Here is a 14400-nt window from a genome sequence, read left to right on the forward strand (position 1 = left end):
CTTGTGAGTGAGGTGATGCGGTAGGAAAAGGGTGGTGTCAGTTCGTCAGGATCTTCGACAGGAAGTCCTTGGCTCGACCGCTCTGGGGGTTGGTGAAGAATTCCTCGGGCTCGGCGACTTCGACGATCTCACCGTCGGCCATGAACACCACCCGGTGTGCCGCCTTGCGGGCGAAGCCCATCTCGTGAGTGACGACGACCATCGTCATGCCCTCTTCCGCGAGTCCGACCATGACGTCGAGGACTTCGTTGATCATCTCCGGGTCCAGCGCAGAGGTGGGCTCGTCGAAGAGCATCACCTTCGGCTTCATCGCCAGCGCCCGGGCGATGGCGACACGCTGCTGCTGTCCGCCGGAGAGCTGCGCGGGATACTTGTCGGCCTGATGAGCGACCCCGACGCGTTCGAGCAGCGCCATGGCCTGCTTGTCCGCCTCGGACTTCGAGAGCTTGCGGACTTTGATCGGTCCCAGAGTGACGTTCTCGAGGATCGTCTTGTGGGCGAAGAGATTGAACGCCTGGAAGACCATGCCGACGTCCGAACGCAGCTGCGCCAGTGCGGCGCCCTCGGCCGGCAGCTCCTTGCCGTCGATGGTGATGCTGCCCGAGGTGATGGTCTCCAGACGGTTGATCGTCCGGCACAGTGTCGACTTGCCCGATCCCGAAGGGCCGATGACGACGACGACCTCGCGCTCGGCGATGTCGAGGTTGACGTTCTTCAGGGCGTGGAATTCGCCGTAGTGCTTCTCGACGTTCGTCACCGACACCAGCGGTCGTGATTCATCTCTCATGTGAAGTGATCCTAGTGAACCAGAGCACACAAGAAAAACTCAGGCCCCTACCAGAAAGAACTGCAACCGACTTGTGACCTCGAACTCGATCCGGCCGCGTCCGCGGCCGGATCGTGCCCACAGCCCGTCGATATCGTGCTCTCCGGCCTTACGCGGAGGCGCCGTGGGCGATCTTCTCGCCTTCCTCACGCAGCTCGATCTTGCGGATCTTGCCCGAGACCGTCATCGGGAAGGACTCGCGCACCTCGACGTAACGGGGAATCTTGAAGTGGGCGAGCTTGCCCGTACAGAACTCACGCACCTCCTCGGCGCTGAGTGAGTCGAATCCGTCCTTGAGGATCACCCAGGCCATGAGCTCTTCGCCGTACTTCTCGTCGGAGACGCCGATGACCTGGACGTCGCGGATGGCCGGGTGGTGGTAGAGGAACTCCTCGACCTCGCGCGGGTAGACGTTCTCGCCGCCGCGGATGACCATGTCCTTGATGCGCCCGGAGATGTCGACGTAGCCGTCATCGTCCATGATCGCCAGGTCCCCGGTGTGGATCCAGCGGGCGGCATCGATCGTCTCGGCGGTCTTGTCCGGCTGCTGCCAGTATCCGAGCATGACCGCGTATCCCCGCGTGCAGAACTCTCCCTTCTGTCCGCGCGGAACCGTCTGCCCGGTGACCGGGTCGGCGATCTTGATCTCGAGGTGGGGCATCACCCGGCCGACCGTCTGCGTCCGCTTCTCGAGCGAATCGTCGACCCGGGTCATCATCGACACCGGAGCAGTCTCGGTCATGCCGTAGCAGATCGCGACCTCGGACATATTCATGTCCTCGATGACACGACGCATTGTGTTGACCGGGCACGGCGAGCCGGCCATGACACCGGTGCGCAGAGTGGAGAAGTCGAATTCGGAGAACTGAGGATGTTCGAGTTCAGCGATGAACATCGTCGGCACCCCATACAGCGAGGTCGCCTTCTCCTCGGTCACGGCGGCCATGGTCTTCACCGGATCGAACCCCGGAGAGGGCAGGACGATGGCCGCGCCATGGCTGAGTGCGGCGAGGTTTCCGATGACCATCCCGAAGCAGTGATAGTAGGGAACGGGGACGACGACGGCATCGACGGGGGTGTAGGCGAGCATCTCACCGATGAAGAATCCGTTGTTGAGGATGTTGTGGTGGCTGAGCGTCACGCCTTTGGGGAACCCAGTGGTGCCCGAGGTGTACTGGATGTTGATGGGCTCGTCGGCCGAGAGGTCGTCGATGACCTGCTGCAGCCGCACCGCGTACTTCGCGCCCTCGTCGTCGAGCAGCCTCCTGCCCTGTCCGATGAGGTGGCCGAAGGATTCGTGCTCGCCGATCGCCGCTCCCCCGGTGAGATCCTCGGGCACCGTGTCGAGGAAGACGAGGTCGAGGGACGGGACCTTCGCAGCCACCTCGGTGGCGATCGCGCGAAAATCCGAATGCGGGGGCGCCACGATCTGCGAGATCATCAGCGTCATGCCCGACTGTCCGACCACGTATTCGAGTTCGTGGCTGCGGTAGGCCGGGTTGACGTTGACGAGGATCGCCCCCATCTTCGCTGTCGCGTACTGGACGAGCGCCCATTCGGCCACGTTCTGCGCCCAGATCCCCACTCGGTCGCCCTTCTTCACTCCGCGTTCGAGGAGGCCGATGGCCAGGGCGTCGGTGTCCCGATCGAACTCGGCGTAGGTCCAGCGCCGCCCCGAGTGCCGGTCGACCAGCGCCAGGGCCTCGGGGTGCGCCGTCGCGGTGCGTTTGAAGTGTTCGGCGATCGTGATCCCCAGCAGGGGTTCAGTCGATGTTCCCGAGGAATAGGAGAGTTCTGCCATGTCGTGTTGCTCCCTTGCTTCGATACGCAGGACTACTGTGATCTACTGCACAGTATTCCTTCTCTGTCCTCAGCGCAAAAGCTTGCCAGGAAGTCACCGCCGGCGACCTGTGTCGTCGTGTCGACGGCCCCCACACGGGACACGTAAGTGGCGCGTCCGGAGTCGATGAGCACGAGCGAGGAGGCCAACTCGATGACGTCTTCGACGTCGTGGGTGACGAGCAGCGCGGTGCGTCCTTCGAGCACGCGGCGCATCACCCGTCTGGTCTCGATCCGCACGTCGACATCGAGTGCGGCGAGCGGCTCGTCGAGCAGCAGCAGGGTGGGATCGATGACGAGGGCACGGGCCAGCGCGATCCGTGCCGCCTGTCCCCCGGACACTGCGGTCGGCCGGCGTTCGGAGGTGCTGCCGACACCGAGGCGATCGAGCATCTCCTGGCCGCGTCGGCGCGCCTCCTGTTTCCCGACGCCGCGACAGCGGAGACCGAAGGCGACGTTGTCGATGACGTTGAGGTGCGGGAACAGCAGCGGGTTCTGGGCGAGGTGGACGATGCCGCGCGCGTGGATGGGCGGCCAGACCCCTGCGTCGACGTCGAAGATCACGTCGCCGCCGATCAGCAGGCTGCCGGTGTCGGCGGCCAGGGCACCGGTGAGGATCTGGAAGAGCGTGGACTTCCCGGCCCCATTGCGACCGATGATCGCCGTCGTCGCTCCGCTCGGCACGGTGATGTCGAGTTCGGAGCCGCGTTCGGCCAGGGAGGCCTGCAGGCTGAGGTCGGGGTGGGACTCCGGGAACACCCGCCGAGGCGGCCGCGGGGTCATTGCCGGCTGTGCGGTGGAGCCAGCGGGGATGGTGGAGCCGGCGGGAGCGGAGTCGGATCGGCGGTCGTCTTCGAGGTTCGCCGGTGACAGCGGAGTGGGACGGCGCACACGCGGCGCGTGCGGCGAACGGTAGGCCAGGACGATGATGACGAGCGCTGCGAGGACGAGCAGGAGCGAGAGCGCGATGGCCGACTGCGGATCGGATTCGCGCACGAGGTAGATCTGCAGCGGCATCGTCCGCGTGACACCCTCGAGCGATCCGGCGAAGGTGAGCGTGGCGCCGAACTCGCCGAGCGAACGGGCGAAGCAGAGCACGGCGCCGGTGATGATGCCGGGGCGCAGCAGCGGCAGACTGACGGTGAAGAACACTCTGGCCGGGGTGGCGCCGAGTTCGGCAGCGGCGAGTTCGAAGCGCGATCCCTGCGCCGCCACCGCGGTCTCGACCGACATCACCATGAACGGCATGGATACGAAGATCTGGGCGACGACGACGGCAGCCGTCGTGTAGGCCAGCCCCAGCCCTGCCTCGGTGAGGGCGGAGCCGAGCGGAGCCGAACGGCCCCAGGTGTAGAGCAGGGCGAGACCGCTGACGACCGGCGGCAGGACGAGCGGCAGCAGGATGAGGGTGCGCACGACGCGCTGTCCGTCGAATCGCTTCGTCGCCAGCAGGTACCCGAGCGGGAACCCGATGGCGACGGAGACGATCGCAGAGACGGCCGAGGTCAGCAGCGACAGACCCATCGCGATTCGCGACTCGGGTGCCTGCACGACTGCGGAGAGGGTGTCCGGTTCAATCCTCGAGATCATCCCGATGTTCGGCAGCAGCAGGAAGGCGATGCCGAATGCCGCCGGAATCCACAGCCAAGCCGGTGCTGCGGAGTGACTGCGGGTGCGTCTGCTCATCAGGGTGTGGCGAACCCGGCGTCCTCGAGCATCTTCACCGCGGTGTCGGACTGCAGGTAGTCGACGAAGGCGTCGGCTTCCTTCTGGTGTTCGCTGGCCTTGACCGTGGCAGCCGGGTACTGGTTGACGACCTTGTCGGCGCCTTCGAGGTCGACCATCTCGACCTCACCGTCGCCGCGCGGAATGTCGGTGACGTAGACGATTCCGGCGTCGGCCTGACCGGAGCTGACCTTGCCGAGCACATCGGTGACCGAGTTCTCTTCGCTCTTGGGATCGAGTTCGACGTCGTTCTGGTCGGCCCACTTCTCCGTGGCCGAGCCGCAGGGCACCTGCGGAGCGCAGATGACGAGGTCCTTGCCCGCGAAGTCCTTGGGCGTCTTGATGTTCTCCGGGTTGCCCTTGCCGACGGCCAGGGCGAGAGTGTTCGAGGCGAAGATCTGCGGGTCGCCGGCGAGCAGATCGTCGCCTTCCAGCGTGTCCATGTTCTTCTCGTCTGCGGTGGCGATGACGTCGGCGGGAGCGCCCTCGGAGACCTGGGAGACGAGATCGGAGGATCCGGCGAAGGAGAACTTCACGTCCGAGACCTCGGGGTTCTCTGTCTTGAACTCGTCGGCGATGTCGGCGAAGACGTCGGTTAGCGAGGCGGCGGCGAAGACGGTGATCTCGGTCTTCTCTGCCGAATCACCACCCGAATCGTTCGAGGAGCCGGATGAGCAGGCGGTCAGTGTCAGGGCTGCGACGGCGCAGAGCCCGATAAGGGTCTTCTTCATACTCCCATTGAACCCGCAGATGCGCCCCATTGTCGATTTCAGTCCCCGATTTGAGACTCCAACTGTGGTCGAGTTCCGAATTCACGGCACAGAGATCAGTCCGCGGGCACCGTATCGACCGTGACCATCGTCGCCTTCACCGAGGCGGTGGCAAGGCTGCCCGGCCGCAGATCGAGTTCGCGGCAGGCTTCGGCAGACATCAGCGAGACCACTCGGAAGGGCCCGCACTGCATGCTCACCTGGGCCATGACACCGTCCACGGCGACATCGGTGACGAGGCCGGCGAAGCGGTTGCGCGAGGAGCTCTTGACGCCACTCGGATCGGCGAGTGAGGCCGCTGATGCTTGGGCGAGTTCTGCGAGTTCCCTGCCTTCGACGACCGCACGGTTCGACGAGTCCTTGAGGGCGGTGAGGCGGCCGTCGCTGATCCAGCGCCGGACGGTGTCGTCGCTGACGCCGAGGAATCGCGCGGCGTCACTGATGCGCAACTGGGTCATTCGAGAGCTCCCACCCATTCGTCGGTGCCGTCGGTGAAATGCTGGTGCTTCCAGATCGCCACACGCGCCTTGACCTCGTCGATGAGTTCGGCGCAGGCGAGGAAGGAGTCTGTCCGATGGGCGGAAGCCACGACGGCGGCTAGGGCGACATCACCGATCTCGAGGTCTCCGACACGATGGACGACTGAGAGCCGGACTTCGGAATGGCGAGAAGCGATGTCGGCGGCCACCTCGGCGATCTGCTGGGCGGCCAGCGGATGGGACTCGTAGTGCAGGCCCCGGACTCCCCGGCCGTCGTCGTGATCGCGGATGACCCCGGAGAAGCTGACGACGGCACCGCAGACATCGGTGAGGACATCGGGTTCGAGTGCGGTGGTCGAGATCTCGGTCTCGACGACTCCGGTGGTGATGACGGTGCCGCCAGTCTCACCGGCGATCGCCGTGGTCAAACCTGGCGTGTCCAATCTCGGCTCCTCCCTCCGGATTTCTCGGTGACCTTGATATCGCCGATCACGGCCTGATTGTCGACGGCTTTGATCATGTCGAAGATCGTCAGCGCGGCCGTGGTCACGGCGGTCAGTGCCTCCATCTCGACTCCGGTCTTCGACACGGTCTTCACCGCGGCGGTGATGGTCACCGCATCGGTGGTCAGTTCGAAGTCGACGTCGATGCCGGTCAACGGCAGCGGATGGCACAGCGGGATGAGGTCGCTGGTGCGTTTGGCGCCCATCACCGCGGCGATGCGGGCCACGGGCAGGGCATCGCCCTTGGGCAGTCCGGCTTGCGCGATCATGTCGATGACCTCGGCGCGCGTGGTGATGGTCCCGGAGGCCACTGCGCGTCGTTTCGTCACGTCCTTGTCGCCGACGTCGACCATCTGGGCGGTTCCGGTCTCATCGACGTGGCTGAGTTTCATGCGATCTTCCACGTCATCAGCCTATCGCCCGCGGCTGAGAACGGATCGTCCGGTCCCGGCGTCTCAGGTGAGACGAACACGAGGTGGGTGGCCTCGGCATAGCTGTGGAGCAGGTGCGAGCGGGAGCCGCCGATGAACTGTAGGCCCTGGTCGGTGAGTCTGGCCCGGCGGATCTGGAGTTTGCCGGTCGGCGGGGTTTCGTCGAAGCCGTGGGCCAGACGGTGGTATCCGACTTCGCGTGCGGGTTCATCGCCGGGGATTCCCAGCAGCGCGGGCCGGATGAACATCTCGAAGCTGATGAGCGTGCTCACCGGGTTGCCGGGAAGCGCGACCCAGGGATGGTCGGCGAGCCGACCGCAGCCCTGAGGTCCTCCTGGCTGCATGGCGATCGGTTCGAAGACCATTGCCGCGCTCGGGTCGGCTTCGGCGGCGAGTTTGACGACCTCGTGCGCGCCCTTGGAGATGCCGCCGGTGGAGATGACGAGGTCGGCGGTGCTGCCTCGCACAGTGTCGAGCAGCGCCTGGGGGTCGTCGGGGACGAACGCCACCTCGGTCTCCGCGCCGAGGCGGCGCAGCCCGGCCGAGAGTGTCACGGAGTTCGCGTCGTTGATCCCGGCGGCCGCCTCGGCGGTGATCTCGTCTCCGGTGCTGATGATGAGGATCCGCGGCAGGGATCGCACGGGGAGTTCGGTGATGCCGCAGGCCGCAGCCACGCCGAGGTGGGCAGGTCGCAGCTGTGTGCCCGCGCTCAGCACAGTCTGACCGGCTCTGACATCGCTGCCGAGAGGACGGACGAAGTTCCCGACCTGGGGATTCTTGGTACCGGTGGGAAGGTCGAGGGTGATCGACTCCGCCCCGAAGGCACCGGGCGCGGTGTCCTCGATGCGGATGATCGTGTCGGTTCCCGGCGGCAGCGGGGCTCCGGTCATGATCTCGACCGCGGTGCCGGGGGCGACGGTGTCGCCTCGGGCCCCGGCGGCGACCTGTCCGCGCACTGGGATCGGAGCGGGTTCCCCGGCACCTGAGCGGGCCTCCAGTGTGGCTGCGGCCAGGGCGTAGCCGTCCATGCTGGAGTTGTCGAACCCGGGAACGTCGATCGGTGAGACCACGTCGGCATCAAGTCTGCGGGGGCAGTCGAGCAGGCCCGTGAGTGGGAGGCTGCGTGTCCCGGTCAGTGGATCGATCGTCTCGTATATCCGTGCTCGATGCATCTTCGCCGTAGTCATGGGACGATGATACGAGAGGTTCTGTAAGGAGGATGCCGCCATGTCGACGATCGGACTGCCGATGCCGGTGCTGAGGACTCCGACGCTCGACCCGGGCGACGGGTTCACCGCGCACGATGAGAACTCCCTCCTCGATCAATACGACCGCCGAGCACGGGATCTGCGGATCTCGCTGACGGACTTCTGCAATCTGCGCTGCACGTACTGCATGCCCGCCGAAGGCGTCGAGTTCATGTCCCGGGATGCCGCGATGACTCGTGAGGAGATCGTGCGCTTCGTGCGCATCGCGGTCGAGAAGTTCGGAGTCGATCAGGTGCGGTTCACCGGTGGTGAGCCCCTGACCCGCAAGGACATCAACGAGATCATCTCCGGTGTCGCTGCGCTCGAACCCCGACCGAACATCGCCCTGACGACGAACGCGATCGGCTTGGACAAGCGTGCGGCGAAGCTCAAGGCGGCCGGGCTCGACCGGATCAACGTGTCTCTGGACACCGTCGACCCGGAGACCTTCGAGACCATGGCCAGACGGCCGTTCCTCCACCGTGTGCTCGAGGGCATCGACGGGGCGCAGGAGGCCGGACTCGATCCGGTGAAGATCAACGCGGTCCTGCTGCCCGGCGTCAACGACCACCAGGCCCCGGATCTGCTGCAGTGGTGCCTCGACCGGGGTCTGAGCCTGCGCTTCATCGAACAGATGCCCCTCGACGCCGGTCACTCATGGGATCGCGGTGAGATGATCACCGCCGCCGACATCTTCGCCCTGCTCGAACCCCGCTTCGTGCTCACCCCCGATTCGGCGCCGCGCAACGGCGCCCCGGCGGAGAAGTTCCTCGTCGCCGATCGCCGTGATCCCGGAACCGTCCTCGGGACGGTCGGCATCATCGCCTCGGTGACCAGACCGTTCTGCGCCGACTGCACCCGCACGCGTCTGACCGCCGAGGGTCGCGTGCGCACCTGCCTGTTCTCTCACACAGAAGTCGACCTGCTCACGGCGATGCGGCGGGGCGCCGATGATGAGGCGATCGCCGATCTGTGGAAGGGCGCGCACTGGAAGAAGCTCGCCGGGCACGGGATGGACACCGACGACTTCGTGCAGCCACAACGTCCCATGAGTGCCATCGGAGGATAAGTGCCCACCATCACCGTCCGCTTCTTCGCCGCCGCCCGTGAGGCCTTCGGCGCCCGGGAGACCCGACTCAGCGCAGGATCCGTCGACGACCTCGTCGACACTCTCGCCGAGGCGGCCGATGAGCAGGCTGCGACCGTGCTGTCCCGGTCGAGCTTCCTCGTCAATTCCGTGGCCGCGACCGATCGCAGTGCCGCTCTTGCCGAGGGGGACACCGTCGACGTCCTGCCGCCGTTCGCCGGCGGCTGAAGAGGGCCCGCCTCTCAGCGCGCCTGAACGCGCCTCGATGCGCCGGAGCTGCGCGAAGACAGTCGGGCGGGTCCGCACGGTCGCATCAGAATGACCCCTCCGTTCAGGAGAGTTCAGTCGTTCGGTCTCAGCTGTTCTGGTGCACCGGTTGGGAGAGGTAGGCGAGGTATCCCCCGCTGACCGAACTCACGGCGATCCCATGGGAACGGAGTGCCGCCGCGGCACGAGCCGAACGCACCCCGGAACGACAGTAGAGGGCGACAGCGCGTCCGCCGGTGCCGTCCTCCTGATCGCGCTCGTCGGCCTTGTCGAGCAGCTGCTGCGGGTCATCGAGCAGTTCGTCCATCGGAATATGGATCGCGCCGGGCACCATCCCGGCGGCCACCTCATCGTCCTCACGGATGTCGACGAGCAGCCGGTCCGCGTCCAGATCGAGCCAGCGCTGCTCGGCCGGACCGAGGCCATGCGTGGCCTCACCGTCGTCAGGCGGCGCCCCGACGGTGCCGGCCGACGCCTCGTTACCGCCGGCCGTTCGCTCTGCACTGAATGATGCTGTTTCCGTGCTGCCGGTCGGTGCATTCGCATTGTCAGGTGTCGACTGCTGCCCATAGTCGCCGAGGTGGCCCCGCAAGTCTGTCACGCGTGTGCGGTCGGGCCGCCTGGACACCGGAACTCTCTCCCAGCTCGCGTCGAGGCTGTTATGGATCGCGACCGCGTTCGTCAGGGGCTGTCCGATGCCGGTGAGCATTTTGACCGCTTCCATCGCCATGGCCGAGCCGATGCTTCCGCACAGGGGGCCGAGCACTCCGGCGGTCGCGCAGTCGGGGACGGAGCCGGGTGCCGGAACGTCCGGGTAGAGGTCGCGCAGCGTGGCGCCGGCGCGTGCGTCGAAGACCGCGACCTGGCCGTCGAAGCCGAGGATGGTGCCCCAGACGAGGGGGATGCCGAGGATCTCACAGGCATCGTTGGCCAGGTACCGGGTGGCGAAGTTGTCACTGCCGTCGATGACGATGTCGACACCGTCGAGCACCTCGAACACGTTCTCGGGGGTGAGCAGGACCGGCAGGGTGCGGATCTCGATGTCCGAGTTGATTCCGCTCATCCGCTCCCTGGCTGAATCGATCTTGCGGGACCCGACGGCCGCCTCGGTGTGGATGACCTGTCGGTGGAGGTTGCTCAGCTCGACGATGTCGGGGTCGATGACCGTGATCGTCCCGATTCCCACGGCGGCAAGGTAGCTGAGCACCGGGGCGCCGAGGCCGCCGGCGCCGATGACGAAGGCGTGCGCTTCCAGCAGCGCCTGCTGCGCGGTCTCACCGAATCCGGGCAGACGGATCTGGCGGGCGTAGCGGGCCCGCTCGGCGGAATCGAGACGAGGTTCTGTCATGACTCCATCCTAGTTCGGAGTGTACGAGCCCGTTTCGGACAGTAGGCGATCAATTCGGGCAGGCCGGGATCAGATGTCCAGACACTCGATGATCGATCCGGCGGCGATTGTCCCCGTGCCGCGGGGAATGCGGACGATGACGTCGGCGATCGCGAAGTTCGTCAGACGAGAGCGCCCGAGATCGCGGACCTCTCCCCCGCCGGTGAAGGCACCGGGACCGAAGGTCACGGCTCGAGGGTGCTCGGCGAGGTCGGGGCCCTGGTAGACTCGCTTCGTCCATCGTTCGCGCAGCGAGTGCCCCGTCAGCAGGGACTGAGCGAACAGGTGGAAGGACAGGAACGCGCCCTGCGGGGTGCCGGGGAAATGGAGCAGCGGAAGCGAACCGAACCGTCCGAACCCCTGCGGGGCGCCCGGTCGCATGCCGAGGCGGACGAACCGGGATCGTCGGCCCTCAAGAGTCTGGCGCACGACTTCGAAGGCTCCCGCGCTGATGCCTCCCGTGGTGAGTACGAGGTCGACCATGTCTTCCATTCCGCGCAGCAGCGTCAGGAACTCGCTGGTGTCGTCCCCACATGTCGCTTCCACCGGTTGACAGCCGAGTGCGGAGATCGCAGAAGAGAGCATCGGCAGATTCGAATTGCGAATGGTCGGACCGGCCGCCTCTGTCTCGGGTGGCGGCACGTCGGTCGGTTCTGTGTCGGTCGCCTCCGCACCGGGCGCTGGCGTCGCCGACCCGAGGGTGCGCAGTTCGTCTCCGGTGACGATGACTCCCACACGCGGTCGCCTGAGGACCTCGACCTCGTCGAGCCCGAGCATGGCGAGAGTGCCGACTCCGGCCGCCGTCAGTCGTGATCCGCTCGGCACGACGAGGGCGCCGGTCGCGATGTCCTCGCCAACCGAACGAATGTTCCACCCTCGGCCGGCCGTGGGCGGCAGGGAGGCGACACGGATCGACTCCGGAGCCGGGCCCGTCGGCCGGGCATCGGTGAATTCGACGGGAACGACCGCCTCGGCGCCGGTGGGGACCGGGGAACCAGTCATCACCCGCACGGCCGAGCATCGACGCAGCGGGACGGAATCGTGACCGGCGGGAACGTCGCCGATGACGGGAACTCCGTCTCCCTCCCGAACCGCTGTCCACGCCTCCCGGCCGAGGGCGAATCCGTCCATCGCCGAGGTGGGGAACGCGGGAACGGCGTGCGCGGCCGCGACATCTCCCGCGGTGGTGCGGCCGATCGCCTCGTGTGCCGACACGATCTCGGTGCCGAGTGGGGGCGCGAGATCGGCGAGGAGATCGCTGTAGTCCTCTGGATCCACTGAAGTCCTTTCGATACCCCGATCCTACGTGTCGGATCGAGTCGGTTCGCCGTCGGGCGGTCTCCGCTCGTCTACAGTGTGGACCGTGGAGAACAATCACGCGCCCGATCTCGTCTCGCCTCGACTCGGGCTGCTCAGCTGGGAGGCCTGCGCCACTGCGCTCATCGCGATCTCAGCGATCGGCCTTTTCGGGGTCGGGACCACGTTTCCGCAGGTGAGGGTATTCGGCTACGCGCCGATGCTGGCGGGACTTGTTGTGGCCTGGAGTGCGAACCGAGGTTTCGCCCGCGACCTCAGCGTCATCACCGCGTGCCTGGCACTCATCTCAGCGATCTCGGTCGAAGCCGACATCTCCTGGACGAACATCGCCCGCATGGCAGTGGTGCTCTCGGCCGTCGTCGTCGGCCCGTGGCTGGTCACCCGATACCTGTTCAACGACCGGACGATCGTGTTCCCGCTCAGGCGGGGTCAGCCGTGGTCGCGGCTGGAGTGGGGATGGCTGGCCTTCGTCGTCGTGGTCGCGTGGGCGGTGCTGCCGCAGTACTTCCTGCGCACCGGGGTCTACCTCAACTGGCCGCCGCTGACGAACTGGTCGGAGATCATCCGCCTCTTCTTCGGGGTGAACGCGGTGGGGATCTGGGACGAACTGTTCTTCATCTGCACGGTCTTCGCCCTGCTGCGCAAACACTTCTCGTTCTGGACGGCGAACGTGTTCACCTCGATCATCTTCGTCTCGTTCCTGTGGGAACTCGGCTACCGCTCGATCGGGCCGCTGCTGACGATTCCCTTCGCCCTCGTCCAGGCGTTCATCTTCACCCGCACGAAATCGCTGCCGTATACCGTCACGGTGCATCTGCTCTTCGATGCCCTCGTGTTCCTCACGATCGTCCACGCCCATCACCCGCAGGCCCTGCCGATCTTCATCGGCGTCTGAGCCTCTACGCCGAAGGCCCCTCGCACCTCATAGGTCGAAGGGGCCTTCGCGTAGTCGTTCGACCGGCAGACTGTGGTCAGCGGACGCTGGCCGTCAGGTGCCGGTCATCAGCTGCAGACGGGGTCAGCGGATGCCGCGGAGCAGCTTGAGCATCGGCTTCGTCAGGGTCAGCGCCAACAGGCCGATCACAATCGAAGCTCCGCCGATCGACGTCCAGTACGGCGCCTGGTTGGCAGTGTCGAAGTATCCGCCGAGCACGCCGGACAGTGCGGTGCCCACGCCCGAGGCGAGGAAGAAGACGGCGATCATCTGCGACTGGAACACCTTCGGTGCCACCTTCGTCGAGAACGACAGGCCCACCGGCGAAATGAGCAGCTCGCCGAAGACGAACACCGCAAGTGTGAGCACGACCCACAGCAGCGGGGTGGCGTTGGTACCGGCACCCGAGAACGGCAGGAACATGAGGAAGCCAACTCCGATCAGGATCAGCGACAGTCCGGCCTTGACCGGTGTGGAGATCTGCTTCGGTCCGAGCTTCATCCACATGGTCGCGAACAGTGGCGCGAAGACGATGACGAAGAACGCGGGGATCAGCTGGATCCAGTTGATCGGCATCTCCCAGCCGAAGATCGACCGGTTGAGCTGGGTATCGGAGTAGATGGTGAGCACTCCGAAGATCTGCTGGTACATCGACCAGAACACGACGACCGTCAGGAAGAACGGGATGTAGGCGAGAACGCGGGAACGCTCCTCGGAGTTCGTCTTCGGCGAGGTGCCCATGACGATGAAGTAGCATGCTGCGGCGCCGGCGGAGATGCCCGCGATCCACCAATCGAGATTCTCGGGGTTGACGATCTTCGTCATCCACAGCAGGGTGGCGGCCAGCACGACGACGAGGACTTCGACGATGAAGAGGTAGAGCTTGTTCTTCGGCAGCGGGTTGACCACGATCCGGGACTCCGGAGGCAGGTTCTTCCGGCCGGTGAGGTAGATGACGAGGCCCAGTGCCATGCCGACGGCGGCGGCACCGAAGCCGTAGTGGAATCCGATGTTCTGCTGCAGGAGGCCGGTGAGCAGCGGTCCGATGAGGGCGCCGATGTTCACACCCATATAGAAGATCGTGAAGCCGGCGTCACGGCGCGGGTCCTTCTCCTCATAGAGTTCGCCGACGAGCGCCGAGGCGTTCGCTTTCAGCCCGCCCGAGCCCAGTGCGACGAGGATGAGTCCGACCGCCACTCCCCCGAAGCCGGGGATGAGTGCCAAGCAGATGTGGCCGATCATGATGATGATCGCCGAGTAGAAGAGGACCTTCTCCGCTCCCGCCAGCCGGTCGGCGACCCAGGCACCGAGGATCGTGGCGAGGAAGACCGCACCGCCGTACGCTCCGACGATGCCCACGGCCGTGCCCTGCTCCATCCCCATGCCGCCGTCGGTGACGCTGAAATAGAGATAGAGGGCGAGGATGCCGTTCATCCCGTAGTAGGAGAAGCGCTCCCACAGTTCCAGGCTGAACAGCTGCATGAGCGGCAGGGGGTGTCCGAAGAACCGGGTATCGGCGCGGACGGCCTCGGTCGTCGAGGTGCTTGATGACATGATGTGCTTTCCGTAGTGGTGTGAGAACACACGT

14 protein-coding genes are annotated in these 14400 nt (G+C 65.8%); 3 read left to right on the plus strand and 11 right to left on the minus strand.

Annotated elements, in window-relative coordinates; all coding sequences use genetic code 11:
• Positions 1-37 precede the first annotated feature (37 nt).
• The 8 genes from HK401_RS13720 to HK401_RS13755 all read right to left on the minus strand — a co-directional run bounded on the left by HK401_RS13720 (position 38) and on the right by HK401_RS13755 (position 7760).
• Positions 38-787 carry an amino acid ABC transporter ATP-binding protein gene (locus HK401_RS13720; RefSeq protein WP_373563656.1) on the minus strand — a complete coding sequence of 250 codons (750 nt, stop codon included), beginning with the start codon at positions 785-787 and terminating at the stop codon, positions 38-40.
• 148 nt (positions 788-935) lie between these two features.
• The gene (locus tag HK401_RS13725; RefSeq protein WP_181275237.1) at positions 936-2627 is read right to left on the minus strand and encodes an AMP-binding protein; all 1692 of its coding nucleotides are present in this window, start codon (positions 2625-2627) and stop codon (positions 936-938) included.
• Positions 2628-2659: 32 nt separating this feature from the next.
• A complete protein-coding gene (locus tag HK401_RS13730) occupies positions 2660-4351 on the minus strand; it encodes an ABC transporter permease (RefSeq protein ID WP_181275238.1) in 1692 nt (563 codons plus the stop codon).
• Positions 4351-5121 (minus strand): molybdate ABC transporter substrate-binding protein, encoded by a 771-nt coding sequence (modA, locus tag HK401_RS13735; RefSeq protein ID WP_181275239.1) that lies wholly within the window; start codon positions 5119-5121, stop codon positions 4351-4353. Before modA ends, HK401_RS13730 begins: the two co-directional genes overlap by 1 nt.
• Positions 5122-5216: 95 nt before the next feature.
• On the minus strand, positions 5217-5618 hold the full coding sequence (locus HK401_RS13740; protein ID WP_181275240.1) for a TOBE domain-containing protein: 402 nt from the start codon (positions 5616-5618) through the stop codon (positions 5217-5219).
• Positions 5615-6082 (minus strand): molybdenum cofactor biosynthesis protein MoaE, encoded by a 468-nt coding sequence (locus HK401_RS13745; protein WP_258234212.1) that lies wholly within the window; start codon positions 6080-6082, stop codon positions 5615-5617. The genes HK401_RS13740 and HK401_RS13745 overlap by 4 nt, the downstream gene beginning before the upstream one ends.
• The gene (gene moaC / locus HK401_RS13750; RefSeq protein ID WP_181275445.1) at positions 6064-6534 is read right to left on the minus strand and encodes a cyclic pyranopterin monophosphate synthase MoaC; all 471 of its coding nucleotides are present in this window, start codon (positions 6532-6534) and stop codon (positions 6064-6066) included. Before moaC ends, HK401_RS13745 begins: the two co-directional genes overlap by 19 nt.
• Entirely contained in the window at positions 6531-7760 is a 1230-nt protein-coding gene (locus tag HK401_RS13755; RefSeq protein ID WP_181275241.1) for a molybdopterin molybdotransferase MoeA, read from the minus strand. The genes moaC and HK401_RS13755 overlap by 4 nt, the downstream gene beginning before the upstream one ends.
• 40 nt (positions 7761-7800) lie before the next feature.
• Between HK401_RS13755 and moaA the strand changes: the two genes are divergently transcribed.
• Entirely contained in the window at positions 7801-8889 is a 1089-nt protein-coding gene (gene moaA, locus HK401_RS13760) for a GTP 3',8-cyclase MoaA (RefSeq protein ID WP_181275242.1), read from the plus strand.
• Positions 8890-9135 carry a MoaD/ThiS family protein gene (locus HK401_RS13765; RefSeq protein WP_181275243.1) on the plus strand — a complete coding sequence of 82 codons (246 nt, stop codon included), beginning with the start codon at positions 8890-8892 and terminating at the stop codon, positions 9133-9135. It begins immediately after the preceding gene.
• A gap of 127 nt (positions 9136-9262) precedes the next feature.
• Here HK401_RS13765 and HK401_RS13770 read toward each other — a convergent pair whose 3' ends face one another.
• Both HK401_RS13770 and HK401_RS21075 read right to left on the minus strand, forming a co-directional pair.
• Entirely contained in the window at positions 9263-10522 is a 1260-nt protein-coding gene (locus HK401_RS13770; protein ID WP_181275244.1) for a ThiF family adenylyltransferase, read from the minus strand.
• A 69-nt stretch (positions 10523-10591) separates the two neighbouring features.
• Positions 10592-11839 carry a molybdopterin molybdotransferase MoeA gene (locus HK401_RS21075; RefSeq protein WP_181275245.1) on the minus strand — a complete coding sequence of 416 codons (1248 nt, stop codon included), beginning with the start codon at positions 11837-11839 and terminating at the stop codon, positions 10592-10594.
• Positions 11840-11924: 85 nt separating this feature from the next.
• Between HK401_RS21075 and HK401_RS13780 the strand changes: the two genes are divergently transcribed.
• Positions 11925-12773, plus strand: a complete 849-nt coding sequence (locus HK401_RS13780) for a CPBP family intramembrane glutamic endopeptidase (RefSeq protein ID WP_309135998.1) — start codon at positions 11925-11927, stop codon at positions 12771-12773.
• Between the two features lie 123 nt (positions 12774-12896).
• Here HK401_RS13780 and HK401_RS13785 read toward each other — a convergent pair whose 3' ends face one another.
• Entirely contained in the window at positions 12897-14366 is a 1470-nt protein-coding gene (locus HK401_RS13785) for a peptide MFS transporter (RefSeq protein ID WP_181275247.1), read from the minus strand.
• Between the last annotated feature and the right edge of the window lie 34 nt (positions 14367-14400).

Source organism: Brevibacterium oceani, assembly GCF_013623835.1.
In the GTDB taxonomy this organism is placed as follows: Bacteria; Actinomycetota; Actinomycetes; order Actinomycetales; family Brevibacteriaceae; genus Brevibacterium; species Brevibacterium oceani.